The organism is Eubacterium sp. 1001713B170207_170306_E7 (assembly GCF_015547515.1).
Classification (GTDB): Bacteria; Bacillota; Clostridia; order Eubacteriales; family Eubacteriaceae; genus Eubacterium.
On record NZ_JADMVE010000004.1, the window covers coordinates 56,204 to 83,004 of the forward strand.

A 26,801-nucleotide genomic window follows, 5' to 3' on the forward strand; every position below is an offset into this window, starting at 1 on the left:
ATGATGCGGCAAAACGCCGCATCATCTCCTTTTTAATCTTTGTGGTTAATCAGATAGTTTGCTTTATCCTCGTCCTTTTTATGGACATAAATATGATAGAGCGTATTGGCGGACAGCGAACCGTGAACGGTGCCGATGGCATTGCGGGCGCCATAGGCCGAATTGCCGCCCTCCAGCCGGGTATCGAACTTAATGCCGTTACATTTTAAGATGGTCTTAATCGTCATGGCTTTATTCATATCGTTTCCGATATAAACCTCGTGCCGGTTCCAGAAAAACATTTTCCTTTTCTCCCTTTTTGCTTATTATATCCTGATTCAGACGCTAAAGCAATCCTTTATCCTACAGGGGATCCTCCACAGGCTTAAACAGGCGGATTGTCCCCGTTTCGTTTAAATGGCACAGCAGTGAGAGCAGAATCGGGAACCCGAAAAGCCCCACGACGCCAAAGAGCTGGAGGCCCACAAACATACTGGCCAGCGTGATTACGGGATGAAGTCCAATCTGGCTTCCCACAATTTTGGGCTCGATGATGTTGCGCACCACCGTCACCACCAGGTAAACCAGCAGCAGGCCCAGCGCCAGGGGATAATTGCCCTGCAAAGCCGTGATCACCGTCCAGGGAATCATAATGCCGCCTGTGCCCAGCACGGGCAGAATATCAAACACCGCGATGACAAAGGCGATGAGCAGGGCATTGTCCACGCCGATGAGGGTCAGGCCCAGCACAAGCTCCACAAAGGTAATGCTCATGATGAGCGCGTAAGAGCGGATACACACAAAGAGCGTGCCCACCACATACGCCTTGATCTGGACAAACACGGTTTTGGTTTTTCCGCTCAGCTGATGCATGACAAAGCCTGTGAGGCGGTCATAGTCGATGGCGATAAAAAAGGTGGAGATGATCATCAGCAGCAGCTTGATAAAAAGCCCGGGCAGCGAGGAAGCGATGTCCGACACCGCGCCCATGGCCCCCACAGACAGGCTGGAGACCATCTGCCCCAGCGACTGCACCAGGCGGTCAAACATCTCCTCAAGGGCCGCCACCAGGGCCGGGTCCATCCTGAGCACGGACTGCTCGACCCCGTCAAAAATGCCCATGAGCACAGGCTCCACATGCCCCGCATAGATCTGGGGCAGGTTAAAGATCAGCTCTCTGGCGACGGTAAAGGCCTTGATCCCAAGGAGTGCGATCAGAATCCCGATGGTGCCGTAAAAAACCAGCACCACCACCACTGCCGAGACCTTCCGGTTCAGGCGCAGCCGGTCCGACAGCAGCCGGACCGGGCCTCTCAGCAGATAAGCCAAAAGAAAGCCGATCACAAAGGGCGCCAGCAGGGGCAGCGCGTATTTAAGCGCCGCGAAGCACAGAAGCGCCAGAATGGCAAAATACGTGAAATGAATAATAAAGGCCCGCCGTTTTTCAGTCTCCATCACACACCCTACCTCGCATAGACTTCCTGGCCGGCATCTACAGCCGTGCCCTTGCTGCTGGCCTGTACCAGCACCTCCCCGATGCTCAGAATATGGTCGCCAATGCTCTCGATATCCATGAGGATCTCGGAATAGATCACGCAGGCTTCATCTGAGCAGCACCCTTTTTTCATCCTCGCCATCTGGTTTCTCTGGTATTCAAGGGTCAGGTCGTCCATCTCCTGCTCGTAGTCGGCAATCTCGGCCAGTCTTTTTTCGGTGATGGCCTCCAGCCGGCTGAGGGAATCCAGCACCCCGATGCTCACCTGCCGGAGTGACTGTATCTCCTCCTGGGCCTCGTCGGAAAACGCGATCTGCTTCTGCTCCAGCAGACGGGCCTGCTCGCTGATGTTGACCGCGTGGTCTCCGATACGCTCGAGGCTGCCGCATATCTTAAAAAACGCCGATACCAGAATACCGTCCTCCTCATTGAGCTCATAGGTGATTACATGGGAAATGTACCGGGAAATCTCTGTATTCAGGTAATTCACATACGCTTCAGACTCGGCCACCGCCTCGGTATAGCGGCTGCTCTTCTCGAGAACACCCTGGAAGCCCTGCTCCAGATTTTCGTTGACCATTTCCGCCATGCGCCGCAGCTCACGCCATACCCCGTTCACAATAATCGCCGAGGTTCCCATCTGGTATTCCAGCGATGCCTCCACAGGCTTGATGTACAGAAGCTGGCGGCCACCGCTTTTCTCGGACGGGCGCTCGGGCAGAATCCTGACCGCCGCCTTTGCAAGCAGCGTGCCAAAGGGCAGCAGCATCAGCGTTGTGGCAAGATTAAACAGCGTGTGCATGTTGGCGATCTGGGCCGCCGGGTTGGCGGGAGACAGCGACTGGACAAAGGCGGTGAGCGGTGTCAGTATGCAGATCACGGTGAAAACAGTGGTTCCAATCACATTAAACAGCAGATGGATCACGGTGGTGCGCTTGGCGTTGCGGCTGGTGCCAATGGACGCCAGCACCGCCGTGATGCAGGTGCCGATATTCTGCCCGAACAGCACGTACACCGCACTGGGCAGGCCGATCACGCCGCTGACGGCCAGGGCCTGCAGAATCCCGACGGAGGCCGACGAGGACTGGATCGCGGCTGTAAAGACCGCCCCGGCCAGAATCCCAAGGGCCGGGTTGGAAAATCGCGTCATCAGGCTTACAAAGGCCGGCGAGTCGCGCAGCGGCATCATGGCCGCGCTCATCATATCCATGCCGATGAACAAAATGCCCAGCCCGGCGACGATAAGCCCCCAGTGGTGCAGCTTCACCTTCTTGGTAAAAACCACCAGGGCGACCCCGCAGAAGGCGAACAGCGGCGCCAGAGCCCCCACGTCCAGCGCGATGAGCTGGCCCGTGATGGTCGTGCCGACATTGGCTCCCATAATGATCCAGACGGCCTGGATCAGGGTCATCATGCCTGAGTTGACAAAACCCACCACCATGACGGTTGTGGCCGATGAGGACTGAATAACCGCCGTGATGGCCGCCCCGACGGCCACTCCCAGAAACCGGTTCGACGTCAGCCGTTCCAGTATCTGCTTCATACGGTTGCCCGCTGCGGCCTCCAGGCCGGAGCTCATCATCTGCATTCCGTACAGAAACAGGGCCAGCCCTCCGAGCAGGCCCAAAACATCCGTAACACCCATAACTTTTCTCTTTCCTCCTACCGGACGAACCGCCGCCATACAAAAAGACACACCCCGTATCCCTGAGGGTACAGGCTGTGTCTCACCTCTGTGCAATGCGTTCATTTTCAATCAAGGCAAGCGCAGCAGCAGCATTGTTCATCATCATTTCTCCAAATACTTCATTGATGTCATTATAAAAGAGTCCCTGCCAAAACACAATAGAATGCGCAAGATTTAACAAACATTTAACATTGCACCCTTGACAGCCTGCGGCGAAACGCCGTATCCTGCCATTTGGCTTTTTGGCCCGGAGCTGTTACAATAAAGTCATAAAATATTCATTCAGGAGGCGCCTATGTTCAGTACCCTTTACCTCAGCCGCTTTTCCATCGACCGGGACGATCCGGCCTACGGCCAGAGCTATCTCTCCGACCTTCCGGTTATTCAGCGGCTTGAGTCCTTTTCCTTTGAGAAAAATATCACCTTTTTCTGCGGCGAAAACGGCACCGGCAAATCCACCCTGCTGGAGGCTCTCGCGGTACGGTATGGCTTTAACCCGGAGGGTGGATCGAAGAATTTTAATTTTCATTCCCGCGATACCCATTCGGCCCTCTACCAGTTTATCCGCCTGACCAGAGGGCTGGTGCTGCCTGAGGACAACTACTTTCTGAGGGCTGAGAGCTTTTACAATGTTGCCTCGGAAATCGAGAACCTTGAAACGCAGGAATATGGAGGCGGCGGCCTTTATAACAGCTACGGCGGCATTTCGCTTCACGCCCAGTCCCACGGTGAGAGCTTTCTGGCCCTGATCCAGAACCGTTTCCGGGGCAGGGGGCTTTATATCCTCGACGAACCCGAGGCCGCCCTGTCCGCCTCCCGCCAGATGACCCTGCTGTCTCTGATCCACAACCTGGCCGAGGGCGGCTCCCAGTTTATCATCGCGACCCATTCCCCCATCCTGCTGGCCTGCCCGGACGCGGATATCCATGTTTTATCGCCGGACGGCGGCCTGGCCCGGACGCCCTACAAAGAGACAGAGCCCTACCTTTTGACCAAAATGTTTCTTGAGGACCCGGAGCGCATGCTCCACTATTTGCTGAACTAAAAAAACTTTATTTTCTTCCTTGACTCTGCCATTGTGTGAGGGATTATACTAAGGATGAGCTCAAAAACACCAACTTTGAAAGGAGATGGGAACATGCTGAAGATCGGAGAATTTTCCAAGCTTTGCTACGTCAGTGTCCGTATGCTGCGCCATTTTGAGGAGATGGGGCTTCTGCTCCCGGAAAGGGTGGATCCTTTTACGGGCTACCGTTATTACACCGCCGCCCAGCTGACCACGGTCAGCACCATTGTCTCTTTGCAGCGCATGGGCCTGAGCCTTACGGCCATCGGCGAAATTCTTGAGAGCGGCAGCGGCTCCCAGGCTCTTGAAACACACATTGAGGCCTGCTACCGGAAAAAGCTGAAGGAAGCTGAAAAACTGCAGGTTCAGCTCAGACAGCTGAAAACCGCCGGTGAGAGGCTGCGCAGAAAGGAAGAAACCATGAAAAATTATACCGTTATTGCCAAAGAACTGCCATCCTGCCAGGTTGCGAGCCTGCGTGACACCCTGAGCACTTACACCGAGGAGGGCCGCCTGTGGGGGCAGCTGTATGCCGAAATCGCGCCCCAGCACGCAAAATTCACCACGCCGCCCTTTAACACCGCCACCTACCACGACGCCGAATACAACGAAACCAACCCGGATGTGGAGGTACAGGCCGCTGTGCTTGGCACTTACCAGGATACCGGGCACGTTACCTTTAAAACGCTGCCGGCACGCCTGGTGGCCAGCGTTACCTTTACCGGGGACTACGACCAGATCACCGGCGTGAACATCGCGGCCATGCACTGGATCGAGGAAAACGGCTACCGGACAAACGGCACCATGTTCAACGTCTACCATGTGGGCCCTGGCGATACCAGTGATTCTGAAAAATGGGTAACGGAATGCTGCTTCCCCATTGCCAAAAAATAAACGAAACGCCCCCGGCCGGAAAACGGCCGGAGGGCGTTTTTGCTTTAGATAATAATTTGTTTTTGCAGATACAGCAGATCCAGATGATAGACCTCTTCTGAGACTACCTGCTGCTGGCCGTACCATTTTTCAAGGTCTTCGGCGTTTAAGAGCAGCAAGTTGGGCAGCTGCGGGTCAAACGCTATTTTCAGCTGGGTGCCGAGCGTTACCGCGAAATGGAATTTTTTAAACCGCTCCGGTTTTTTCTTGCGGGTCATGCGGGCTGTCTGAAGCTCTGCGTAGATCCAGGGGGTCTCCCCGACCGGCCCCGGCTTTTTCAGGGAGTGGTACGGGTTCAAAAAGATCACGCATTCACTCTGGGCGATCATTTTGCCAAACACCATGTGCAGTAAGGGATAAACATGGCCGGGCGCGTAGCCCTCGGCTACCAGTGTATCCGCGGCCTGCCAGACCCATGCGTCCACAAAAGCGGAAACGCCCAGCTCCTCCCGGAGCCAGCGCTCGAGCCGGGACACCAGGGGCGCGTCTGCCTGAGCATGGGACAAAAACACCTGAAACTGAAGCTCGGGAAAGCATGCCGCCTGCAGGGCCTCGCCGTCAAAATCCGCGCCCATGTCAAGGTACCGCCTCAGGTCTTTTACGACCTTTTCCTGATTTTCGTTTTCATTTTGCTCTGAAACGGCGGCTTCCTTTTCCAGACGGGCCATCTCTTTTTCATCCATGGTTAAGTTAAAGGCTGTAAACATCTCGTACCTCATTTCAAAATAGAATTCGTTGAATTTCCGTTAAAATAAAATATCCGGGGTGCAGCTGCAATGGTTTACGTTTCCTGTAAGCCAATTATAACGGGTTTATTTCTTTTTGTAAAATAAATTTGCAGATATATTTTGACAAAAAAAACCCGGTTTTGTTGCCTGTTCCGCACACAAAACCGGGTAAACCATGTCCAATTATTCCACTTCTTGTTCTTCATTCAAAACATCTGCCGCTTCGCCCTCTGGCTCCCGGTCGTCATGCTCCGGACGATGCGGGCCATGCGGGCCCCGGCCGTGTTGCGGCCCATGATGCGGCCCGTGATGGGGGCCATGATGCGGGCCGTGGGGACCATGCGGGTGGGGAGCCGGCGGCATTTCCTCGTCCATATCCGCGACCTTTTCTTCCAGCGCGGTGATCAGCTTGTCGAAAAGCCCGAAGAGGGTTTCCTTTTCTTCTTCGGACAGAACGTCAAACAGAAAATCTGCGGATTCGTCCTTTCGGCTTTTGATGGTGTCTGCCAGCTCTTTTCCGGCCTCGGTCAGATAAACGTCCATGTTGCGCTTATCCGTCTCATTTTTGCGGCGTTCCACCAGCTGGTTCCGTTCCAGCTTGATGATGAGCTCGCTCAGGGATGCCGGGCGGATGCCGGACTGCTCGGTCAGCTGCTTCTGGCTGACGCCGTCATTTTCAGACAGCATCACCAGCACCTTGCCCTGCCCGTGGTGCGGGTCCTCCTTGGGGCCTTTCGGCGCAAAGCGGCGCATGCCCTGGTGCATTAAAAACTGGTATTTTCTAAACTGCTCCATTAATTCTTCATTGAGGTGATTCATTTTTTTCTCCTTTGTGCTCTTTGAAGATACGGCGTTTCGCCGCATCATCTATTATTCAGGTACCTTATTATTGTATTCTACACCTTTGTTTTCCTTTTGTCAAGGTACCTTATTAATTTTTTTGAGCTTTTGTTGCGCATAAACGTTCCAACGTGTAAAATAAGGGTATCCTATTTAAAAAAGAAAAGGAGCAAATTATGTTACAACAAGGTACCAAGGCACCGGATTTCACACTGCCTGACAAAGACAACAACCCGGTCAGCCTTTCTGATTTTAAAGGCAAAAAGGTCATTCTCTACTTTTACCCAAAGGACAATACCAAGGGCTGCACCACCCAGGCCTGCACCTTTCGCGACGCGTACTCCGAGTTTGAGGCCCTGGGCGCGGTGGTCATTGGCATCAGCAAGGACAGCACCCGCTCGCACACCAATTTCGCAGCGAAGTACGAGCTGCCCTTCCTGCTGCTCTCCGACCCGGAAACCCAGGTCATCCAGGCTTATGACGTCTGGAAGGAAAAGAAAATGTACGGCAAAACCTACATGGGCATTGTCCGCACCACCTATATCATCGACGAGGCCGGCATGATCGAAAAGGTCTACGAAAAGGTAAAGCCTGCGGAAAACGCCGATCAGATTTTAAAGCATTTAAAAGGCGAAGCGTAATTAAAAAAGCAGCCCGGAGTTTTACCCTGGGCTGCCTTTATTTCCAATTTTCCAGCAGATTTTTCACATCCCGGTGGCTGCGGCAGAGATAAACCCTCCGGGGATCCTTTTCCTGCAGGCCGCGGTACCAGTTCCGGTGGCGCTTGCTGCGCCCGTCCTTTAAAATCCACCTGGCAAACACGTAATCAAATTTTTCCTCACAGCCGTCGGCCATGCTGTCCCGGACCTGGTTTTTGGAGCTGCGGTAGCGCATATAGGCTCTCGGGAAGCAGACGCGCCTCGGCAGGCAGAGCATAATGATCTTATCGGCCTCGGCCATGCGCCGGTCCAGGTGGAGCTCGCCGTAGTTGCCGTCGATGATCCAGGAATCCTGCGCCATAAAGGACGCGACCATCTCCCGGGCTTCATCGCGGTCCCGCTCCTGCCAGCCGGGGAGAAAGTTGACCTTATCCAGGTGGAGCACCGGGCAGTCCAGGGCTTCCCCCAGTTTTTTGGCCAGCGTCGACTTGCCTGCGCCGCTGTAGCCAATCACCGCGATCTTCATCGGGCCTTGTTCCTGAGCAGTACCATGGCGGACAGCGCCATGGACAGCATGAGCAGCATGGGCAGCGCCGCACTCAGGGCGTCCTCAACCATACCCGTTTCGGGTGTTTCACCGGCTGCTTCGCTGGGCGGCACCGGGGCGGCCAGGGTACGGAAGGCGATTTCGGGGCCATAGTGCATACCCGATTCGGTTTTGACATAGGCCATGGCGGTGTAAGCCATATCTGGCAGCAGGGTATCCAGCGTATAGCCAAACCGGGTCACGCTGTTATCGCCGTGCATCACCACGGTTTTATAGTCCTCGTCGCCGGTCTCGGCCGGCTTATAGGCAAAGCCGCGCTCGGTGATGTCCGCGCCGTCTGTATAGTAGACCCCTCTCAAAATGGCGGAGGTGTCTGTTATGGTATCGGCCGGGCTTGTCGTGACTGTGATGGTTTCCTCCGCAAAAACCGACACGCAGAAGCAGGTCATCAAAACCAGCAGGGTACACAAAAGTGAAACGCTTTTTTCTCGCATCATCGACTCTCCTCTGTAAAATTTCGGTAGTTTATTATAGCATAAAATCAGGCGGCTGTCCTTAGCCAATATGCATGACGGCCACCAGCGTTACCATGATCACAATGCTGATAAGAATGGACACCGAGCCCGTAAAGCTGGACAGGCCCGCGTCTCCCCCGCATTTTTCTGTAAAGACGGGCGACAGCACCGTGACCGGTGAAAAGAGCAGAATGACCAGCACCTGCCGCATCAGCAGCGGCAGCGGCAGATAAAAATAGGCCAGCCAGGAAAGCCCCGCGGCGGCCGCGTAACGGATCACCAGAATGAGGGCGGCTGACTTCAGATACGCGGGCTTTGCCCTGAACTCAAACATCATGCCAATGACGAGCATGGCCATAAACCCGTTGGACGCGGCGATGGGGCTGAGCAGGGTATCGACCGCCTCTGGAATCCTGACGCCCAGGCCGGCCAGCGCCAGCATGACCATGTAGGTATCAAAGGGCGTTGAGGACAGCAGCCGTTTAAAAAAGGACCGGACCGTCACCGGGCTGCCGTCGCGATTGCCCACCAGACAGGCCGTGACCGCGTAGGCGCCGCCCGTACACATGATGGCATTGCCGGTGTCAAACATACAGGTTGCCACCACGCCGGAGGGCCCCATAAAATTCTGGATAAAGGGCAGGGTAAAGGCCCCGATATTGTAGCCCGGCAGGTTGAGGGTATACAGAGCCTTCTTCGGCCGGCTGCCGCGCAAAGTCATCAGATAGCCCACGAGGTACATGCCCACATTGCAGAGAAACCCCAAAACCACCAGCGCAAAGAGCGTGCCGCTTTTCTCAAAGCCGCAGAAGCCTGTGATAATGGCTGCGGGCAGCGTAATGTTCAGCATGATCTTGGTGACCGTATCCGCCGCCCCTGGCCCGAAAAGCCCGGCTCTTTTTAAACCATAGCCGAGCAGGATCACCAGGACGAAGGCCGCGGCTTTCAGTAAAATGGCGGTCATGTTGCTGTTTCCCTCCAGTGCCTATACTTTCAAGCTTGATTTTATCGTTTATATACGATTTCCACTATTAATTTTACTTTAGGCGGCTTACTGTTGTCAACCATTAATCGTTATGCCAAAGCGCAATTTCTACTGCTCTGCACTCCAGCATACGCTGGTGAATTACCGAATCAGATACTTTTACTTCAAAATATAAGCCTCTGCGGGTTGTAAGAATACCATTATAGCAAGCCCTGGGATTGTCTTTAATTAATTTTAGACCGACAGATGTAAAAAGGCCCCTGTTTTCTTTTAAAACCAATAAACGACTGGCCCGGCTTTATACAAATCGGTGAAAGACGGATATCTGTTTCACTATCCCTGAATATATCAATTATTATATGGGCGGCAATTCCAATACGATGTAGAACGGATATTCCCGTGCTATTTAAGATAAGCTCATAAAACCCTTCCATGTTCTCGTTTAGGATCAATTTATTTCCGTTGTCATAGTGGATTAATACACGATGGCGTTTTTCGTGATAAACGGGTTGAAAAGCCGTGACGTTTGAATTATATATCGTTTTCATTTCATTAACAGTATATTTATTCTGCATTTCAATCTCCTTTTAAATGTGTTATTATCTATACAAAAAAACCGAAAGCTATACCAAGCTCTCGGTTTTTTTGGGTCACAGAGTCTGCCCCAATGATTATTTTATTCTAAATATGTTTCTTTTTTGCAGCATAAGCTGCAGCTCCTGCTACAATTAAAATACCCAGTCCTACTGCTATACTCAAAGCTCCATTTTGTGCACTGAAAATAGCTGTTAAAGGATTAGAATTCTTGATTGTTACAGAGTTTGTCGTATTACTGCCTCCATTTTCTGGATTAACCGGATCAACTGGGGCCGGAACATCCGTCAAAACAAAGGCAAATGTACCTGTTTTGCCACTGTCAAATGTTAATATTCCCTCTTTATATTCTGATTTAAGGATATTAATTTCTCCCTTGGTATTTATATATACCACATTTACGGCTCTATTGCCCACTAAAGAAGGATTTAATGGAATGCTGTAATGAACTTGACTACCTTCAGTTAAAGCTGCTTCATAATCCTTACCGTTTTTCTCAGGATAAGCATACGACAGATCATAACTTCCAATCATACTTGGATTGTTTTTAAAAGATACCAGAACCGCTTGTTTTTGGTTGTTTTCAATTAAAGAAATCTTTGCGGTCAGTCGGGTTTTAAGCGGAAGAATATTCGCTTTACCATCTGCTGTAATGGTCACATTGTTGACAATATCTTCGCTGTGGAATGGCGCTTCAAAAAGTGCGACAGCTTTATTCAACACTTCAATATTTGTAACCGCATTCTTCTCAAGCTGTGTTTCTAATTTATCATAAGCTCCCTTTGCATTGTATACTGTCTTCCGGTCTGATTCGTACAGATTCTCAAGATCAATTTTATTTATCATGTCTATAACTTTTTCGACAGCAACTTTTGAAACAACCGTAACCTTCCACTCTGTAGATTTTTCACCATAAGTTACAGTAAGTGTTTGTTCCCCAGTTTTGTCTTTGTCATAACCTGTTACCGTTACATCTTTTTCGTTCATGGCAAGTGTATCTGTTGTGCCGTTATTATAGGCCAGAGTTAGTTCTCCATCTTCTAAGTTTAATGAGTTACCAACAAAATACTCATTTTGAGGTTGTTTTGAAATGTCGATACTTTCCAAAACTTTTGCCATAATTTTAATATTAAAGTTTGTTTTACGTCCATTATAGAGAACCGTTACCGGAACTTCATCAGCTACCTGATTCATATCAACATTACAGACTACTCCTTCAGCGTCCAGTTTAACGTCCTGTACATCTCCGCCTTCATAAGTTATAGAAAGAATACCTCCTGAAGGGTCAAATTCCGTACCTTCCACATATTCTGTTTTTGTTGGAAGTTTTTTGATTGAAATTGACTCAATGTTTTTTTCAAGTGTTTTAATTTCAATTGGCTCCGACCAATATTCTACGCCATCTATTACAGTCGTTCCAATAAAATAATAGGTAGTATTTGGTAGTAATCCTTTAACCGAACCTCTTGAATACCGTCCAATCAAATCAGTATCGCCAGCCCCCAAGTATACTTGTTTGTCACCGTGATTATCCTTTGAAATAGGCCGATCGCTGTAATAAATTTTGTCATTATGATAATCGGACGGAATCGTATTGATATTCATTTTTACGCCCAGACTGTCCGCACCCAGAAAGTTTTCGGACAATGTTAAAATGACCGGTGTATCCGCATCCAAAGTTCTGAAACTTATCTGCTCCGTCGTGTATGATTCCCCTTTATATAAATCTTTTGCGACAGCATAATAAGTAGTTCCTGGTTTTAAATTTGTTAAAAACTCATTCGAAACTTTTTCACCGGGATTCTCATTTGTAATCGGTGATTCACTGAAATAGGTTGTGAACTCGTCTCCATCTGCTTCCCTTGCAAAAAGAAAATTGCCATCTCTCCATCTTAAACAATTCGCCTGTGTTTTCCCAAGTCCATACATTTTTATAACTGGTGTTCCTGACCTATCATTCTCCTGTGCTCTTGCCATATTGGGCATACAACAAGCCACCATACCAAATAACACTAAAAGTGCAATACATACTGCTAAATATTTGCTTAATACCTTATTTTTCATTTTTTTCCTTTCCTATCAACGTATAAATGATACTATATTTCATAATTATATACTATTATTCATAAAATGTCGAGAGATTTATGATGCTATTTTAAAGTTTTACCCTCAAAGGTCTGATAACGCAATAATTTCTTCATTTTTTATAATCAGTCTTGTCTTACAACTAGAGCAATCCCAACCTGTTGAGTCCACTGGAAAATAGACCATATTTCCACATTTTGGACATTTTATTTCGTAAAAACTTATGGTTATTGGTATAATTCCCTGAATAAACGAATAAATACTCAATGCCACTAAAATGACATCTCCTACCACCAGGTACCAAGCCACGAAACTACCTGTACTTGATAATAAAAATCCTCCAAAACAGAGCGCGCCAAGGCCCCCTAACAAAATCTTATCCCATCTTCGGTTCGTCGTTTCTTTCACAGGATAGTTCATCATTTTTATCTATCCAATCTTTTATCAATTAATTGACTTCAATTAAACCAGTTTCCTTAATGAATGCATCGGAAACGGGAAGAATATAAAACATAAGACTCTTATCCTCAGTTAGTGCGACCTTATAACAAATATGGTTATAGACAATAGTGCTCTTTCCCTGAGTTGCGTATTGCCAGGCCAGATCATAAAGCTCTGCGGCTTTCACCGAGTCAACATCTGAGGCAGCCGCAATTGCAATGATTGATACCGCTTGAAAATTATCATTATATTTTTGAAAATTTTCATTCGGTGTTGTAATAAGTATCGAATTAATATCTGGCCGTCCAAGTTCAAGATTTACGCCCAGCATGCTTCCACCTAATATATAAAGCTTTTGTTTTAGGGGTGTTCCACTTCTAGCTTGTTTCGAGGACAGTCCATCTTCCCATTGGCTGTAGGTAATTGAGTTATTATTTTCAATTGCATTAAAACGGTTCGTAAAATCTAACAGTGAAAAGGTAAAATGCGCCCCATTGTCTCCAGGCCCTGATTCGACCAGATTACTGTAGTTTTTACCAACGCTCGCGTTTTCTCTCTGATCTGTTGATCGTCCCTCCGTAGTTGGTGAAGGTTCTGTTTCTTTCTGCGTACTGCTTGCCGCAGAACCCGTATCACCAAACCATTTTTTGTTTAATTCATCCATTTTACCGTTGCTTTTCAACTTCTTGATCGCCTCGTTTACTTTATCCGCAAAGGCCTGTTCGTCTTTTGGAATGGCAATTCCCACAGGACGTTCCGCCAAATTATTGGAAGTGATGCTGTAGGTATCAGGCTTTATTTTCATATAAAATTTTGCGACAGAAAGGTCTGTGATAAGGTAATCAACTGTTTTTTTCTCAAGGGCATCAAACTGCTCTAAGGTGCTGTCAAAAGGTATAATATCATAGGAAGTACCGCTGGTTACTTTTATGCTTTCGGCCTGACTGGCCGCATTGGTATCTCGTTGAACCCCTACCTTTTTATTTTCCAATTCTCTTGCGTTTTTTGCTTCAGTGTCACCTTTTCGACCAAAGATCACGGTGCCATCAATATAATATGGTTCGCTCATGATAAAGCTTTCTTTTCGTTGCTCTGTGATGGACAAGCCGGCCATTACAATCTCATAACTGCCATTATCCAGACCATTAAAAATGCCATCCCAGGAAGTATCCACCCATTCTGCCTTAACGCCAAGTTCCTCTGCCAACGCGTTACCGAGGTCGATATCAAATCCTACCAGGTCATTGTCTTCAGAACGATATTCCATTGGAACATACGTGGCGTTGGTACCGATTTTTAAGACACCGTCCTTCAATGGATCTTTTTCTGCTGGTTGTTTTTTGTCACATCCAGTAAGAGTGATGGATAGTATTAAAAGAATCACAATAAAAACTTTTCTCTGATCCATGCGTTTCTTTTTCATCTCTTTCCCCTTTTCTTCTAAATATATTATTGCCCTGAAAAGCTCATAAGTTTGCTGTTTAATTCTGTGATTTTCATTTGAATTTCAGCAGAAGACATTGACGGCCGTCCGCCCATAGCTTCTGTCGTAACGGCTTCTGGCAACAAATTAACATAGTAATCCAATTGCTTACGTACTGTTTCGATATCGTTATACTCCTTCATGGCGTTTGCATAGGGATCACTGGTTTTTGTTATTGTTTGTTCTTCCTGTTGACCATAATCTTCATCGGTTGTGCTCCCTGCTGGCATTTGTACTTCTGAAGTATAATTATTATCGGAAGTATTATCAACCTGGTACTGCACTCCTGCATTTCTACCAATATTAATTATAATCATGATCAGTACAAGACACACAAGGGTGCCACCAATACGAAATATGTCAGAGTGATTTTTATTTTGTTTTTTCTCCCTTACCACAGTTTCTACTTTTGCTTCATCCTCTTGTTTTTCTTGAATTAATTTTGCTCCACAATAACCGCAAAACTGGTCTTCTTTTTGTATTTCATGCCCACAGTTTGGACAATTTAATATGTTTAACATTTCATCCACTCCTTATAATCATAATTCTATACTATCATTCATAATCAAGATTGAAAACAACCCGCCTTCTGAGTGCATCATAACCCATAAGGCGGGTTTTGTCCTAAGCAGACGGCTTAATCTTTCTTTTGCGCTGTCAATAAAAAATCATAGCTCCATCCAGCGCCGTCCGCACCGGGGTACACAGATGGTATCACTTTCCATTGGCAGGCATGGTTATTAAATGTACCGTTCAGCGTACGTCCTTCTGTGGTATCTTCTAACATAAGTTTGTTTTTAAAATCGGTATTGCTTTTTAAAAAGGTTAAAAAAGAAGCATCTGGACTTTCCCGGGTAAAGGCTGTGAAAATCATCTCAATGAGCTGGCACACTGCCGTCTTATCGGCTTCATCGACATGCATTACACGAATATAAAAGTTCGTTCCTTCTCTGTTAAACCAGACTTCTGCCTTAATCCCCTCCAGCGCATCAATGCTGACGCCTGTATCCACGCCGTCAATGGGTTTATAGCTGCTTTCTGAGGTGTCTGAAAAGGCTGTGACTGCTTTAATTGGTATCTGCTTTTGATAGTGCAGCTCTTTTTGGGCTGCCATCAGGCTGTTTTCAAAAACGCCTGCGGGGCTATTGTCCTCCGGCTTTGTTTTCTGGGCAATAACATATCCAAATACTGCCCCCAAGATTAAAAGCAGCACAATGGCAATCGCTGTCAAAACTTTCCATTTAACGGACAGGCGCCTGTTTTTTGGTGGTTTTAACACTTCCTCCTGTAACAGTTTTGTCATGCAGTTTGGACAAAAGGTCGCCTCTTCTGGAAGGGGAGACCCGCAGTGCGGGCAATGCTTTCTTTTATCTGTTGTCTCCATAATGGTCATGCTTAATAACTGAACTCTTCATCCGACACGTCTTCTTTGAGGGGTTCATCACTGACATAAAGCCATTCTTCCCCATTGATGGTGATCAAACCATCGCCCATGGGCGAGCAGTTAACATAGACTTTCTTCCCATCACTCGATACAAGATACCCCTTTTCACCGTTACTGCCAGACTCCACTTCATAGGTAATTATATATTGAGTAAGCCCAGTGCCCTCTCTCCCGTATTGTTCTTTATTATCCTTAATAGACATTAAACGCGAACTTCCAGGTTTTGACCACCGCCCCTGCACATTCTGCTTAAACACGGTCAGCTCCTCATCAGCGGTCATTTCTTTTTTTGGCGCTGGTGTCGCGGCGGGCGCGCTGATGATGTACTCGGCGGATTTGATATCGCTGGTATTGCCGTTTTTATCCACCGCATAGCTCTTGAGGGTTAATGTGGTCTGAATCGATACGGGGCTCTCATATTTTGTGGACTGTTTGGTCGGGTTACTGCCATCCAGTGTATAATAGACAGCCACTTCCTCCCCTTCTGGCGGGTTGATTGTGACCTGCTGCTCTCCGGCGTAGGTTCCGGCGTTGAGCGAGTAGGTTGGTGCGTCAAGCACGATTGCTTTCTTGCTTTCGCCTGGCGTACACCCCGCCAACAAGAGAACACTTGTCAGTGAAAGCGCAAAAAACAGTTTATGCAGATTTTTCTTTTTCATTTCTTTCTCCTTATCTTTATTTTGCTGGTGTTGTCTGATAAGCTTTTTCACCGTTAATCAGAATGCTGCCGTCCTCCGTCTCGGCAAAATCGACCTCCAGGGTGGAAAAGTCAAGAGGCTTATCATATCGGTCCGGCATCGCTGATGATAGTCCTTTGTTATCAATATTTTTGAGCGTTAAAACAGCTATACTGCCGTCCTTCATCTGAACGTCATAATCTGCCTCAAACCACAACTGATTGGCCTTTGAACGGTAGGATTCATAAACGTATTCCAGATGGCCCTCCACAAATTTGTAACGGGTGATAAAGGTATTGGTGTCCTCTGTTTCCCAGGAACCGTTGAGCCTGCTAGCCGCTTCTTCGGCTGTCATGGCCTTTTCCTTTGGGAGCGTTTCTTCCTGCACGCTCTCTTCCGGGACGCTTTCGGAGATAGCCTGCTCGATGGTGGTCGGTGTGATTGTAAACTGGAGTCTCAGGCCAGAATTATTCAGGTTATTTCCTTTTTCCTGATAGTGAAGGTAATGGCTGACAGTTTCTTTTTCAGTACTGTTACGGTAATTGTGAAGCGGGTCGCCAAGCGTACCTAAGCTGCTGTAAATTGCTTCCAGATTTGCCTCTGAATCGCAGCTTCTGATAACGACGGCCTGCCATACGCGGTAGGGTTTATCAGTCCCGGCGTTCATATTGAAAAAATCACGCTGGCTGTAGGCCATGGACAGGCTGACGACCTTGCCGCTTTTAGTCTCCGTGACAATGGTTATCTCAGGGCGCGCTCCCTTTTCTTCACAGATGTAAGCTGTTTCGGTGTCGCTTTTAGTCTCCTCACGCCAGTCATCATCTGTAAAACGTTCCAGTATGCCATCTTCTTGCTTCTCGCTGTTGACACTGTCATTCAGCCCTGCTTTCTGATGCTCCGGCACGTCCGGAAAACAGGCCAGCCAATCGGTCGTGTCTGCAATGGTTTTATTAATCGTCTGCACCAGCTCATCTTTTGTAAAATTAAATCGCGCCTCTTTTCCAAAATGAATCACCTGTACCCTGCCATGGGTAACGCCGCAAAAATAAAAACAGGCTGTGACTCCACCAGTCAACGCTAGTATGATGACAATAATAAGCCCAATCACAGGTGCTTTCCCAACAGATTTTTTCTTTTTTTCCGGCATGTCCTCGGCAAACAGGGTGGGGTCTGTTCTGACGTCTGCTGTTTCCTTCAGCTCTGTCTGATCATTATCCTGCGGGTCTGTTTTAGTGGTTTCTGACACTTTTACCTCGACGGGATCATCCTGGGCTGCGCCGCAGCTTCGGCAAAAGTGGTCTCCGGGCTTTATTTCGTTTCCACAATTTTTACAGTACATTTTTATCTTCTCCTCGTATATTTTGCGTTTACATTTTCACCTTTATTATAATCGCATTTATTCTTAAGGTCAAATGATTCTTTTAGTTATTTTTTATGGCTTTCAGTGTATTCATTAATGGATTCAGTTTGATTAAAATAAGTTTATAAGGAGTTTACCATGAATAGAGAATTAAATTTCACTGCTCTGGGTGAACGTGTTAAATCTGAGAGAGAGAAGAAGCACCTCACCCAGGAACAGCTTGGAGAAATTTGCGGCCTTTCGACGTCTTATATCGGTCATATCGAACGGGGAAGCCGTAAGCTTTCGCTTGAGACGCTGTATAAAATTTCCTCTGCGCTGGACGTCAGCCTGGATTATCTGGTTTTTGATTCCTTAGACAGTGACAAAAACCTTTTTAACAACATCGACGCCATGCTTAAGGACAAAGATCCCGCAAAAGTTAAAACCTTTATGACGACCGTCCGTATTCTGGCTGAAAAAATTGACGAATACTAAAAGACCGTTAAAATGATTTTACATCATTTAGCGGTCTTTTGTCCTATGCTGGCTGCTTAGTATAGAATCGCCCGTTTCAGAGCCTTTGCGTTTGCATACCGCTTTGACGGCAGGACATTGATACATTTTCTTATGACTCGTCCCATATGGCCTTTAACAGCAGATTTTGAGGGATGCTCTCCTGTGAGCATAACATTCATTAAAATCCCCATAGCGTAAATATCCGTACGGCAGTCGGACTGACTGATGTCAAACTGCTCCGGGGCGGCATAACCGGCTGTCCCAAGCGCAACGGTATCTTTCGCTTTTCCCTGTTTAAAAGTGCGTGCGGCATCAAAATCGATGAGCACAATCCGGTTCTCTCTGGTGATCATAATGTTTTCCGGCTTAATATCCCTGTGCACAATTCCGTTTGCATGGAGGATTGTAAGTGCATCACACAGGGCCGCGCCAACTTTCCGTACACCATTTTGGCTGTACAGGCCCGTTTCCAGAACTTCGGCCACTGTAACGCCATCAATGTATTCTTCTAACACCGTTACTTTTCCCTGTTCCTCAAACATCTGATAAATCCGAGGTAAATTGGGATGCTGTAATGTTAATAATGTCTGATAAACACTTTTCTCCCCTTTAAAAACTCGCTTTACAATTTTCTGTTGCAGCTCATTATGTATCCAGACGGATATCTCTGATTTTTCAGTTCGCTTTAAAACTTTCACGCGTGTGTAAGTCTGGTTTAAGCTCTCATTCAGCCATTTTTCCATTGCAGTTCCATTCTTTTCCTATTTGTGCTTTTTATTATAACATGTTACACTATCCCTGTGAGGTGATCTTATGATAAAAAAACCGACAGACGCACTTTTAAACGCCCTGATGGCGTCCAATACACTTGAAAACTATTTTCAATCGAACAAGGATTATCTGATTGACTGTACGCTTCCAGAGCATTTAAACGCGCTGCTTGAGGTGAAAAAGCAGACAAAGGCCGCTGTGATAAAAAACGCTGAGTTAAACGAAATATACGGCTACCAGATTTTCTCAGGCAAACGAAAGCCTTCCCGGGATAAACTGATCATGCTGTGCATTGGAATGAAGCTCACGCTTGAAGAAATACAGCAGGTCCTCAAATTAGCTGGTCACGCGTTTCTTTATCCTAAAAAACATCGCGACTGTATTCTGATTTTTGGCTTGAAGCACGGGCTTTCAATCTATGAGATAAATGAAATTTTATATGACCGCAAAGAGGAAACCCTTAACTGAAAAGAGATGATACGGCAAAACGCCGCATCATCTCTTTTAAATTTTACCGCCTGCTCCGCCGCCCATTCCGCACGGTGCTCACATTGATCGTGTGGCTCAGGGACTCGTAAAAGATCTGGGTCTCACGGGTAAAGACGGAGATGAGCAGCTGGACGATGAACACAGCAAAGACCAGGCCAAAGGCCAGGGCGATGACCATGAGCACCGTGTGGGCTGTGCCGGTGTACAGGGGCAGCAGCTCGTACACCTTCATGGCGATAAAGGGTGCGGGCACGACCAGCAGGTACTGCAGGCCGTAGCGCACAATGTACTGAAAAAGCCTGGGCGGCCGCTTGTTCTCAGACATGAGCCGGATCCCGACCAGAAATTTGCCGATGGTTCTGCCCCTGGTGATCCAGGGCAGGACGATAAAATACAGCACAATGACGATAACGTACAGCATCACCGAACGTTTGCCGTCCATGGCCAGCATATCGCTGAGGGTGGGGCTGCCAAGCACCCGCCCGGCAAGGTGCAGGACACCGGTGAGAATGGCCCAGTCAAAGAGAAAGGCAAAGCCTCTGCGCATATAGGTGACGGTGCGCCCCCGCTTGTAGGACACCTCGTCCAGCCGGTCCCGCGAGGGCAGGAAAAAGCTGAAAAGCGGGGCGATCCAGAAGCCCACCAAAGCCCCGAAGGTGTTGTTGATCAGGTCGTCCACCTGGAACAGGCGGTAGGGCCTCGGGTAAATCCCGAACAGGGCGCTGAGCTGGATCAGCTCAAAGGACAGGCTCACCAGAAAGCCGATGAGTATGGTCTGCCACCAGCTCCGCCTGAAATAATACCGCAGATAGACGCCCAGGGGCACCAGCAGCAGAATATTAAAAAAGGGCTCGTAGAAGCATTGCTCCTTCATGGCCCCCAGGTAGGTGCTGGGGTCTGTAAGGACCAGACTGGTGTTCTCCCAGAAATTCGTCCAGGCGTTGAAGGGCACCAGATCCACGGTGGCGCTGGTGTAATGGGCCACCTCCGCGATGGGTGGCAAGGGCAGCATGGTCAGAAAATAGGCGCAGGTCATGTACAAAATGAATGAATAGACAATGACCACCCGCAGAACCAGCAGGGACCCGAATTTACGGTATTGGTAAACAGCGTAGGGAACGGTAAAAACCGCCGCCAGGACTGGAAAAACCAGACAGGCGAACTTGATGGGAAGTGTGTAGGCACTCAGCAGTTAAATCACCCCTTTTTTATTTTTAAGCATTTTTTTCAATATTATCGGTTAGCCTGTTTAGTATAGCACAGTTTCTTAAAAAAATGCATATAAACTTACCGGGATTGACGTTGAAAACGCCTGCGAATCTTTTCGTTGACAAATTTAACTTTACACTATAATATATGTACTGTAAACATATTTTAGTCTACAACAAAAGAAAGGGCGGACACTGCCATGTATATTGATGAGGTATTAAAATTCGCGGACATTTTGATCGACTATGTGAGACATGTGACCACTGAGATCGACGCGCTCTTTGCCGATGTGCTGAGCGATAACGGGCTTACGATCCTGCAGAGCCGGGTCCTGACAGAGGTCCGGCAGGCGCGCACCCTCACCATCGGGGCTTTGGCCGAGGCCCTGAAGCTGAATAAGGCCAATGTTTCCAACATGTGCAAGAAGCTGGCCCAGGCCGGCTTTCTGAACCGCTTCAGAGACAAAAATGACGAGCGGGTCGTCCTTGTCTCTCTGACCGAAAAGGGCGAGGAAACCCTGAAGGAAATCGACCGGGTGATCCAGGGGCGTTACGCCCAGGTGATAGAAAACACCCCGCCGGAGGATTTTGAAGCTCTGCAAACCGGAATGGACACCATCGAGGCCCTGCTTGCGCGCATGCACGAGGCCAATCAGAACAGAAAAAAAGAGGAACTGACAGATGAATAAAGAAAAAATCGCCGTGCTTACGGATTCCTGCGCGGATATTCCAAAGGCATTAATCGACAAGCACGACCTGCATATTCTGCCGCTGAAGATCATCTTCAGCGACCGGGCCTACACAGACGGGGCAGATATCACCGCCGCCGAGGTCTATGACCGCCTGCCACAGGAGATCCCCAAGACCTCCCTCCCCGCGCCCGAGGAGGTGCGGGCCCTTTTTCAGAAAATTTATGACAAGGGCTACCGCAGGGTTTTCGCCATTATCTTTTCCAGCGGCTTGAGCGGCACCTATAACCTGGTGCGGCTGATCGGCAGCGAGTTTGAGGGCCTGACCGTGCACGCGGTGGATACCCTGAGCGGCAGCCTGGGCACAGGCGCCATCGCGGTGCACACCGCCGAGCTCATCGGCGAGGGCCGGAGCTTTGGGGAAATCAAAACCATTCTGCCCCGCCTCATCGCCAACACCAGGGTATACTTCAGCATCGACACCTTGGAGTACCTGCAGAAGGGCGGACGCATCGGCCGGATTACAGCCATGACCGGCACCCTGCTCAACGTGAAGCCCATCATCACCTTCGACGACGACGGCCAGCTCATGAGCGTGGCCAAGGTACGGGGCCGCCGGAAATCGATCCAGAAAATGATCGACCTGGCGAGTTCCCACGCCCGGGAGGGTATGCGCTATATCCTGATGGTCGCCAACGGCGGCTGTCCAGAGGAGATGGCCGCCGTCAGGGAACACTACACCCGGGTGCTGCCTGATTTTGAGAACCTGTACGAGGGCGAGGTAGACTGCACTCTGGGCACCCATGTCGGCCCCCATCTGCTGGGCGCGGGCATTCTGGTGTTGGGCGAGAATGATTAAGGTATCCTAAAACCAACAGGAGGCACCGCGATGAAAATCAGCATTCCCATACTGGCAGAATCCCTGAAAATGTACCCAAACCGTTATGAAATCGCCGATACCATGGATATTTCCCTGGTCAATATCCGCTATTACAGAGCCGGCACGGCTTTTAAGGATTCCATCCTCTATCTGGCAGGCGATGCGGAAATATTGGACCGGAGCCAGCCGCTCCCTCAAAATTTAATGGTTGTTTTTTCCAAGGATGCTTATAAAAAGCACTGCGGGCTAAAGCTTTCCAGCCCCAATTATTTATTCATCTCGGGGCTGGATAAGGAGACCGCTTTCGAGAAGGTCCAGGATATTTTTGAAAAATACAACCGCCTTTACGATGAGCTCATGGCAGCGGGGCTCAATTACGGGAGCCGCTCTTTAAAGGAGCTGCTCAATCTCATTGTCCGGGTCATGGGGAACCCCCTGTTCATCATGGATGCCAAGCATACCCTTTACAACTACGGCCTCCTCTTTTTTGACAGCTGCGACGCCGCCTGGCGCGAAATCATCGACACCGGTGTGCTGAACCGGAGCATCAGCGCTTATCTGGAGAACGTCAAAACCCATCAGAAGGAAAACACCTATGATTTTATCGCCATTCCCGGCGAGGACGGCCGCCACCCGGGCTATGCCCTTTATGTGTACGAAAACGCGCAGCAGACCGAGCCCTTTTTTATTATGGCCGTCATCGAAAACCGGCAGTCTTTTCAGTTGTACCATCAGCAGCTGCTGGTCTGCTTTTCCCATATCATCCGCGCCCTGTTCAAGCGGGATTTTATGCTGAATTTCAGCAAGGTCGATCTGCTGGAGCGGCTGATCTTCCGCTCGCTGAACAATCGGAGCATCGACGCTGATTTTTTAAACCACGCCCTGAGCAAAAACCGCTGGAAAAACGGCGAGGGCTTTCTGCTCAGCCGGATCAAGATCACCGCGTCCCCAGACGAACGGACCAAAAACCAGGTGCTGCGCTCGCTGAAGACCACCTTCACCGACAGCATCGCTGTGATTCCCGCCTTTAATAAAATCGAAGGCACGGTCTACAAGGTGGCAGACGAGCTCATTCTGCTGACCTTCACCGGCGCCAGAGATTTCCATCTGAAAGGCTTCCTGGACCGCCTCAGCCAGTTTTTAGAGCTGCACCACAGCCAGGCTGTGGTCTCGGATAAATTTTACTGCTTTGAGGAACTGAACCGCCATTACCAGAACATGGAGTTCATCATCACTACCTGCTTTGACCGGGAAAAGGGCCGGCGGCTTTTTCTCTACAGCGACTATTACAACGCTCAAATCCTGCGCCTGCTGGCAGAGCAGCTGGAGCTCCAGAGCCTCTGCCACCCGGACGCCGTCAAGCTGAAGCAATACGACCAGCAGCACCAGAGCCAGCTTCTGCATACGCTATACATTTACTGGCAGTCCAACCACGCCCTGGTCGATTCTGCCAAAACCCTGTGTGTGCACCGGAACACGCTGGTCTACCGCCTTGACCGCATCCGTGAGCTTTTGGGCATTGATCAGTTTGACCATGCTTACACCACCCGCATGGCTTTTTCCTACGAGATCTTCCACTATCTGGAAAGCTTCTGATTATTTCAAACATACAAAGCGTTATTTTAAAAAACCTTTAAAAAAGGAAATACGCAAGCATTACAAAATTTTCCTGTGGCTTCTGAGCTGTGAAAAGGGCTGAAATCCTGCAAATATGTGATTTCAGCCTTTATTCAGGTGCTGAAGCGGACATTTTTTCCATTGTACGAATCGTACAAAAACCACTGCGCTTTTTTTGATTCTATGAATAATGACTTCCTTTGCAAAAATCCGTATAATGAACTCAGAAAGTATAAATCGATTTAATTTTCCGAAAATCCATCAAAAATAAGGGGTAATATTATGGCCGAAAATCTAAAAAACAACTCAATATCCTATTATATTCACTGTATCATCGCCATCGTGATCATGCTGTGCTTCCGGTTTATTCCCGCTGTCGATCCCATTACGCCGCTGGGCATGGAGCTTGTGGGCATCATGATCGGGCTGATCTACGCCTACTGCACGGTTGATAACATCTGGCCGAGTATTCTCGCACTGGTCCTGCTCGGGCTGAGTGGGTACTGTAAGGTGAGCGAGGCTTTTATCAAGGCTGCCGGGAACGATACGATTTTATTCATCCTGTTCCTTTTATTTTTCGGCGGCATTATTGCCTGCACCGGCATTGGCAAAGAAATCGCGGAGCGGGTAACGCTCTGGAAATTTTTTAAGGGCCGGCCCTGGTTCTTAACGGTCGGCATCTTAATTGCTGCTTTCCTGCTGTCCTCAATCATCGGCAGCATTCCAATCATTCTTATTTTCTGGAGCATCATCTACGGTATCTGTGAAACGGTTGGTTTCTCGAAGCACGACAAATGGCCTACCTATATCATTTTCGGGATCGCCCTTATCTGCGCGCAGGGCGGACTCTTTCTTCCCTTCCAGGTGCCCATAACCGGGCAGCTTGCTGTCTACAAGGCCCTGGATCCGGGATTCAGCCTTTCCTATCCGCACTACCTGTGTTTTTCAAGCATTATGGGGGTGTGTCTGATTACGGCTTACACGCTGGTCGGTAAAATTATTGTTCGTCCCAAAATGGATGCCATTCTGAATTATCAGAGTGCCGCCAAAAAAGACAGGCTTAATTTTGAGCATAAAATCGCCATCGGGCTGATCCTGGCCCTGGTTCTCCTTTTAATGCTGCCAGGACTGCTGCCGCCGTGCGGCCTTAAAACCTTTTTACAGTCCATTGGCAATACCGGGCTCACGGCTCTGGTCGTTGGCGCCGCCCTGTTAATTCGGAAAAACGGCAAAGCGGTCTTTAATATCAAGACCATCTCTGACCGGGGCGTTCTCTGGGGAATGCTGTTTATGGTCGCCACGGCAGTCACCATCTCAACGGCCATGACCTCCAAGGAAACCGGCGTCACGCAATTTCTCAATCAGCTGCTGGCCCCTGTCCTTTCCAACACCAGCCCCTATGTCTTTTTGGTCCTGATCACGGTCGCCTCCGTTGTGCTGACAAACTTTATCAACAACTCGGTTGTCGGAATCATGATGCTGACCATTCTGTTCAGCTTCAGCGACAGCCTGGGCGTGAACAGCACGGTTGGTTTTATTCTCATCTCCTACGCCTCCTGCCTGGGCTTTATGCTGCCCTCGGCCTCGCCGTCGGCCGCTCTGCTTTACGGGAACCGGGACTGGCTGGACAGCCGGAGCATCATAAAGATGGCCCTGATCGTCATGGTGATGATGAGCTTAATCTTCTCGCTGATCGGAATACCGCTGGGTAACATTATTTTTTAAAAAAGGAGCCTCACAATGGAAAATGTCAAAAACCTTCAGGAAGAACGCAAACAGCTTTTTAATGATTTTTATAACAACCGCATCCCAAAGCGGATGCCCATTCAAATTCAGGTCCCGCATACCATTATGGGCGCTGTGGGAAAAATCAGCCCCTTTGAGTACCAGTATCACTTTGATTTGCTCAAGGACGCCGCTGATAAGATCTGCCTGTCTTTAAACAGTGACACCTGCCCCATTATCGGCGTGGGCCACAACGCCCGGGTGCCTGCCTATTACCAGTTTCTGGCCTCCAACAATTTTCAGATGGGCGCCAACGGGCAGATGCAGCACCCGGAGGTCTCGGGTATGACCGCCGACGAATACGGCGCCCTGATCGCGGATCCCTACGCCTTTATGCTGGAAACCGCCATTCCCAGACATTACGGAAGCCTTGCTCTGGATAAGCCCGTCGAGCGCACTCTGGCCTTAAAGGCCGCCCAAAGCGCGGTTCAGAGGCTGACGGGGCAAATGGGCCAGACCCTCCGGCACTTAACCGAAAAGTACGGTTATTATCCCGGCGCGCCCCTGGGCTCCGGGGGCTTCGTGGCCGCGCCCTTTGATTTTCTGAGCGACCAGCTGCGCGGATTCAACGGCATCAGCATGGATTTAAGACGCCACAAGTCTCAAATCAAGGAGGCCTGCGAGGCGCTGCTGCCCCTGATGTACCGCTTTGCGCTTCCGCCGAACCCGCATCCGGAGGGCTTTATCGGCAACCCGCTGCACATGCCGCCTTTCATGCGGCCGAAGGATGTGGAGGAGCTCTGGTTCCCCACCTATAAAACATTACTGGAGCAGCTGGCGGCCAGGGGCGCCCGGGTCCGGGCCTTCTGCGAGGGTGACTGGACACGCTATCTGGACCTTCTCAGAGAGCTGCCCGCCGGAACCATGCTCGCCTTTGAGTACGGCGATCCCAAGCTGTTTAAGGAAAAGCTGGGCGACAAATTTATCCTGGTCGGCTTCTACCCTCTCGCCCTTCTGAAAACAGGCACGCCTCAGCAGTGCATCGACAAAGCCAAGGAGCTGCTGGACATTATGCTGCCCGGCGGCGGCTACCTCTTTAACTTCGATAAAGCGCCCATGGCGGCCGAGGATATGAATCTTGACAACCTCTACGCCCTGACGGATTTCCTCCGGGATTACGCGGTTTACGACAATGCCGGCGACTCTTACGGCATGGCCCTAAACACCGAAAACTACCGCCCCGATCCCTCCGTTGAGGCCTTTGACTCCAAATACGCCTTTGACTGGGACCGACACCAGCGGATTTATCCGCTCACCCCAGAGGACGCGCGGCCATTTCTGGAGACCACCTACAACCAGAGCTTCAGAGACAATATTCTTTTACTGGTCTGAAATAGAGAAGATGC

Annotated in this window: 28 protein-coding genes; 10 read left to right on the plus strand and 18 right to left on the minus strand. The window is 49.2% G+C overall.

All coding sequences use genetic code 11. From position 1 onward, the window contains the following. Nucleotides 1–32 precede the first annotated feature (32 nt). The 3 genes from I2B62_RS10815 to I2B62_RS10825 all read right to left on the minus strand — a co-directional run bounded on the left by I2B62_RS10815 (nt 33) and on the right by I2B62_RS10825 (nt 3,119). On the minus strand, nt 33–281 hold the full coding sequence (locus I2B62_RS10815; protein ID WP_195269065.1) for a hypothetical protein: 249 nt from the start codon (nt 279–281) through the stop codon (nt 33–35). 61 nt (nt 282–342) lie between these two features. Then, on the minus strand, nt 343–1,434 hold the full coding sequence (gene ytvI / locus I2B62_RS10820) for a sporulation integral membrane protein YtvI (RefSeq protein ID WP_195269067.1): 1,092 nt from the start codon (nt 1,432–1,434) through the stop codon (nt 343–345). A gap of 8 nt (nt 1,435–1,442) precedes the next feature. Further along, nucleotides 1,443–3,119: a Na/Pi cotransporter family protein gene (locus I2B62_RS10825; RefSeq protein ID WP_195269069.1), complete on the minus strand. Its 1,677-nt coding sequence runs from the start codon at nt 3,117–3,119 to the stop codon at nt 1,443–1,445. 337 nt (nt 3,120–3,456) lie between these two features. On the opposite strand from I2B62_RS10825, the gene I2B62_RS10830 reads away from it, so the two are divergent. Then, entirely contained in the window at nt 3,457–4,206 is a 750-nt protein-coding gene (locus I2B62_RS10830) for an AAA family ATPase (protein ID WP_195269071.1), read from the plus strand. Nucleotides 4,207–4,299: 93 nt separating this feature from the next. Continuing rightward, nucleotides 4,300–5,121 (plus strand): MerR family transcriptional regulator, encoded by an 822-nt coding sequence (locus I2B62_RS10835; protein ID WP_195269073.1) that lies wholly within the window; start codon nt 4,300–4,302, stop codon nt 5,119–5,121. A 44-nt stretch (nt 5,122–5,165) separates the two neighbouring features. On the opposite strand, the gene I2B62_RS10840 is transcribed toward I2B62_RS10835, so the two are convergent. Both I2B62_RS10840 and I2B62_RS10845 read right to left on the minus strand, forming a co-directional pair. After that, nucleotides 5,166–5,867 (minus strand): toll/interleukin-1 receptor domain-containing protein, encoded by a 702-nt coding sequence (locus tag I2B62_RS10840; RefSeq protein ID WP_195269075.1) that lies wholly within the window; start codon nt 5,865–5,867, stop codon nt 5,166–5,168. Between the two features lie 204 nt (nt 5,868–6,071). After that, nucleotides 6,072–6,707 (minus strand): MarR family transcriptional regulator, encoded by a 636-nt coding sequence (locus tag I2B62_RS10845; RefSeq protein ID WP_195269076.1) that lies wholly within the window; start codon nt 6,705–6,707, stop codon nt 6,072–6,074. A gap of 197 nt (nt 6,708–6,904) precedes the next feature. Between I2B62_RS10845 and bcp the strand changes: the two genes are divergently transcribed. Next, nucleotides 6,905–7,369, plus strand: coding sequence for a thioredoxin-dependent thiol peroxidase (gene bcp / locus I2B62_RS10850; protein ID WP_195269078.1), 465 nt, complete (start codon nt 6,905–6,907; stop codon nt 7,367–7,369). 37 nt (nt 7,370–7,406) lie between these two features. Here the strand turns inward: bcp and I2B62_RS10855 are convergent, their stop codons facing one another. The 11 genes from I2B62_RS10855 to I2B62_RS10905 all read right to left on the minus strand — a co-directional run bounded on the left by I2B62_RS10855 (nt 7,407) and on the right by I2B62_RS10905 (nt 17,497). Continuing rightward, nucleotides 7,407–7,913, minus strand: coding sequence for a DNA topology modulation protein FlaR (locus I2B62_RS10855; RefSeq protein ID WP_195269080.1), 507 nt, complete (start codon nt 7,911–7,913; stop codon nt 7,407–7,409). Further along, a complete protein-coding gene (locus tag I2B62_RS10860; RefSeq protein ID WP_195269081.1) occupies nt 7,910–8,431 on the minus strand; it encodes a hypothetical protein in 522 nt (173 codons plus the stop codon). The genes I2B62_RS10855 and I2B62_RS10860 overlap by 4 nt, the downstream gene beginning before the upstream one ends. Before the next feature lie 58 nt (nt 8,432–8,489). Beyond that, entirely contained in the window at nt 8,490–9,413 is a 924-nt protein-coding gene (locus I2B62_RS10865) for an AEC family transporter (RefSeq protein WP_195269083.1), read from the minus strand. Between the two features lie 245 nt (nt 9,414–9,658). Further along, on the minus strand, nt 9,659–10,009 hold the full coding sequence (locus I2B62_RS10870; protein ID WP_195269085.1) for a hypothetical protein: 351 nt from the start codon (nt 10,007–10,009) through the stop codon (nt 9,659–9,661). Between the two features lie 106 nt (nt 10,010–10,115). Further along, the gene (locus I2B62_RS10875) at nt 10,116–12,092 is read right to left on the minus strand and encodes a bacterial Ig-like domain-containing protein (protein WP_195269087.1); all 1,977 of its coding nucleotides are present in this window, start codon (nt 12,090–12,092) and stop codon (nt 10,116–10,118) included. Between the two features lie 105 nt (nt 12,093–12,197). Then, complete coding sequence (locus tag I2B62_RS10880) at nt 12,198–12,536, minus strand: hypothetical protein (RefSeq protein ID WP_195269089.1); 339 nt, start codon at nt 12,534–12,536, stop codon at nt 12,198–12,200. A gap of 25 nt (nt 12,537–12,561) precedes the next feature. Further along, a complete protein-coding gene (locus I2B62_RS10885; RefSeq protein WP_195269090.1) occupies nt 12,562–13,977 on the minus strand; it encodes an ABC transporter substrate-binding protein in 1,416 nt (471 codons plus the stop codon). A 26-nt stretch (nt 13,978–14,003) separates the two neighbouring features. Further along, nucleotides 14,004–14,558, minus strand: a complete 555-nt coding sequence (locus I2B62_RS10890; RefSeq protein WP_195269092.1) for a zinc ribbon domain-containing protein — start codon at nt 14,556–14,558, stop codon at nt 14,004–14,006. Between the two features lie 116 nt (nt 14,559–14,674). Then, nucleotides 14,675–15,316, minus strand: a complete 642-nt coding sequence (locus I2B62_RS10895) for a hypothetical protein (RefSeq protein WP_243259497.1) — start codon at nt 15,314–15,316, stop codon at nt 14,675–14,677. 116 nt (nt 15,317–15,432) lie between these two features. Next, nucleotides 15,433–16,140 carry a chitobiase/beta-hexosaminidase C-terminal domain-containing protein gene (locus tag I2B62_RS10900; protein WP_195269094.1) on the minus strand — a complete coding sequence of 236 codons (708 nt, stop codon included), beginning with the start codon at nt 16,138–16,140 and terminating at the stop codon, nt 15,433–15,435. A gap of 16 nt (nt 16,141–16,156) precedes the next feature. Beyond that, the gene (locus I2B62_RS10905) at nt 16,157–17,497 is read right to left on the minus strand and encodes a zinc ribbon domain-containing protein (protein WP_195269095.1); all 1,341 of its coding nucleotides are present in this window, start codon (nt 17,495–17,497) and stop codon (nt 16,157–16,159) included. Between the two features lie 159 nt (nt 17,498–17,656). Here I2B62_RS10905 and I2B62_RS10910 point away from each other — a divergent pair, with 159 nt between their 5' ends. Then, on the plus strand, nt 17,657–17,995 hold the full coding sequence (locus I2B62_RS10910) for a helix-turn-helix transcriptional regulator (protein ID WP_195269096.1): 339 nt from the start codon (nt 17,657–17,659) through the stop codon (nt 17,993–17,995). A gap of 56 nt (nt 17,996–18,051) precedes the next feature. Here I2B62_RS10910 and I2B62_RS10915 read toward each other — a convergent pair whose 3' ends face one another. Continuing rightward, on the minus strand, nt 18,052–18,759 hold the full coding sequence (locus I2B62_RS10915) for a serine/threonine-protein kinase (protein ID WP_195269097.1): 708 nt from the start codon (nt 18,757–18,759) through the stop codon (nt 18,052–18,054). Nucleotides 18,760–18,829: 70 nt separating this feature from the next. On the opposite strand from I2B62_RS10915, the gene I2B62_RS10920 reads away from it, so the two are divergent. Then, complete coding sequence (locus tag I2B62_RS10920; RefSeq protein ID WP_195269098.1) at nt 18,830–19,255, plus strand: XRE family transcriptional regulator; 426 nt, start codon at nt 18,830–18,832, stop codon at nt 19,253–19,255. 43 nt (nt 19,256–19,298) lie between these two features. Here I2B62_RS10920 and I2B62_RS10925 read toward each other — a convergent pair whose 3' ends face one another. Then, a complete protein-coding gene (locus I2B62_RS10925) occupies nt 19,299–20,342 on the minus strand; it encodes a VanZ family protein (RefSeq protein ID WP_195269099.1) in 1,044 nt (347 codons plus the stop codon). A gap of 342 nt (nt 20,343–20,684) precedes the next feature. Here I2B62_RS10925 and I2B62_RS10930 point away from each other — a divergent pair, with 342 nt between their 5' ends. The 5 genes from I2B62_RS10930 to I2B62_RS10950 all read left to right on the plus strand — a co-directional run bounded on the left by I2B62_RS10930 (nt 20,685) and on the right by I2B62_RS10950 (nt 26,787). Continuing rightward, the gene (locus tag I2B62_RS10930; protein WP_195269100.1) at nt 20,685–21,173 is read left to right on the plus strand and encodes a MarR family transcriptional regulator; all 489 of its coding nucleotides are present in this window, start codon (nt 20,685–20,687) and stop codon (nt 21,171–21,173) included. After that, a complete protein-coding gene (locus I2B62_RS10935) occupies nt 21,166–22,032 on the plus strand; it encodes a DegV family protein (RefSeq protein WP_195269101.1) in 867 nt (288 codons plus the stop codon). Before I2B62_RS10930 ends, I2B62_RS10935 begins: the two co-directional genes overlap by 8 nt. A gap of 30 nt (nt 22,033–22,062) precedes the next feature. Beyond that, the gene (locus I2B62_RS10940; protein ID WP_195269102.1) at nt 22,063–23,649 is read left to right on the plus strand and encodes a helix-turn-helix domain-containing protein; all 1,587 of its coding nucleotides are present in this window, start codon (nt 22,063–22,065) and stop codon (nt 23,647–23,649) included. 303 nt (nt 23,650–23,952) lie between these two features. Next, nucleotides 23,953–25,395 carry an SLC13 family permease gene (locus tag I2B62_RS10945; protein WP_195269104.1) on the plus strand — a complete coding sequence of 481 codons (1,443 nt, stop codon included), beginning with the start codon at nt 23,953–23,955 and terminating at the stop codon, nt 25,393–25,395. A gap of 15 nt (nt 25,396–25,410) precedes the next feature. Then, a complete protein-coding gene (locus tag I2B62_RS10950) occupies nt 25,411–26,787 on the plus strand; it encodes a uroporphyrinogen decarboxylase family protein (protein ID WP_195269106.1) in 1,377 nt (458 codons plus the stop codon). Nucleotides 26,788–26,801: the final 14 nt, after the last annotated feature.

Bases quoted from the DNA above. Each gene is read 5' to 3' on its own strand.
- I2B62_RS10815 (WP_195269065.1), bottom strand. From the start codon at position 281: ATGTTTTTCTGGAACCGGCACGAGGTTTATATCGGAAACGATATGAAT.
- ytvI (WP_195269067.1), bottom strand. From the start codon at position 1,434: ATGGAGACTGAAAAACGGCGGGCCTTTATTATTCATTTCACGTATTTT.
- I2B62_RS10825 (WP_195269069.1), bottom strand. From the start codon at position 3,119: ATGGGTGTTACGGATGTTTTGGGCCTGCTCGGAGGGCTGGCCCTGTTT.
- I2B62_RS10830 (WP_195269071.1), top strand. From the start codon at position 3,457: ATGTTCAGTACCCTTTACCTCAGCCGCTTTTCCATCGACCGGGACGAT.
- I2B62_RS10835 (WP_195269073.1), top strand. From the start codon at position 4,300: ATGCTGAAGATCGGAGAATTTTCCAAGCTTTGCTACGTCAGTGTCCGT.
- I2B62_RS10840 (WP_195269075.1), bottom strand. From the start codon at position 5,867: ATGTTTACAGCCTTTAACTTAACCATGGATGAAAAAGAGATGGCCCGT.
- I2B62_RS10845 (WP_195269076.1), bottom strand. From the start codon at position 6,707: ATGAATCACCTCAATGAAGAATTAATGGAGCAGTTTAGAAAATACCAG.
- bcp (WP_195269078.1), top strand. From the start codon at position 6,905: ATGTTACAACAAGGTACCAAGGCACCGGATTTCACACTGCCTGACAAA.
- I2B62_RS10855 (WP_195269080.1), bottom strand. From the start codon at position 7,913: ATGAAGATCGCGGTGATTGGCTACAGCGGCGCAGGCAAGTCGACGCTG.
- I2B62_RS10860 (WP_195269081.1), bottom strand. From the start codon at position 8,431: ATGATGCGAGAAAAAAGCGTTTCACTTTTGTGTACCCTGCTGGTTTTG.
- I2B62_RS10865 (WP_195269083.1), bottom strand. From the start codon at position 9,413: ATGACCGCCATTTTACTGAAAGCCGCGGCCTTCGTCCTGGTGATCCTG.
- I2B62_RS10870 (WP_195269085.1), bottom strand. From the start codon at position 10,009: ATGCAGAATAAATATACTGTTAATGAAATGAAAACGATATATAATTCA.
- I2B62_RS10875 (WP_195269087.1), bottom strand. From the start codon at position 12,092: ATGAAAAATAAGGTATTAAGCAAATATTTAGCAGTATGTATTGCACTT.
- I2B62_RS10880 (WP_195269089.1), bottom strand. From the start codon at position 12,536: ATGATGAACTATCCTGTGAAAGAAACGACGAACCGAAGATGGGATAAG.
- I2B62_RS10885 (WP_195269090.1), bottom strand. From the start codon at position 13,977: ATGAAAAAGAAACGCATGGATCAGAGAAAAGTTTTTATTGTGATTCTT.
- I2B62_RS10890 (WP_195269092.1), bottom strand. From the start codon at position 14,558: ATGTTAAACATATTAAATTGTCCAAACTGTGGGCATGAAATACAAAAA.
- I2B62_RS10900 (WP_195269094.1), bottom strand. From the start codon at position 16,140: ATGAAAAAGAAAAATCTGCATAAACTGTTTTTTGCGCTTTCACTGACA.
- I2B62_RS10905 (WP_195269095.1), bottom strand. From the start codon at position 17,497: ATGTACTGTAAAAATTGTGGAAACGAAATAAAGCCCGGAGACCACTTT.
- I2B62_RS10910 (WP_195269096.1), top strand. From the start codon at position 17,657: ATGAATAGAGAATTAAATTTCACTGCTCTGGGTGAACGTGTTAAATCT.
- I2B62_RS10915 (WP_195269097.1), bottom strand. From the start codon at position 18,759: ATGGAAAAATGGCTGAATGAGAGCTTAAACCAGACTTACACACGCGTG.
- I2B62_RS10920 (WP_195269098.1), top strand. From the start codon at position 18,830: ATGATAAAAAAACCGACAGACGCACTTTTAAACGCCCTGATGGCGTCC.
- I2B62_RS10930 (WP_195269100.1), top strand. From the start codon at position 20,685: ATGTATATTGATGAGGTATTAAAATTCGCGGACATTTTGATCGACTAT.
- I2B62_RS10935 (WP_195269101.1), top strand. From the start codon at position 21,166: ATGAATAAAGAAAAAATCGCCGTGCTTACGGATTCCTGCGCGGATATT.
- I2B62_RS10940 (WP_195269102.1), top strand. From the start codon at position 22,063: ATGAAAATCAGCATTCCCATACTGGCAGAATCCCTGAAAATGTACCCA.
- I2B62_RS10945 (WP_195269104.1), top strand. From the start codon at position 23,953: ATGGCCGAAAATCTAAAAAACAACTCAATATCCTATTATATTCACTGT.
- I2B62_RS10950 (WP_195269106.1), top strand. From the start codon at position 25,411: ATGGAAAATGTCAAAAACCTTCAGGAAGAACGCAAACAGCTTTTTAAT.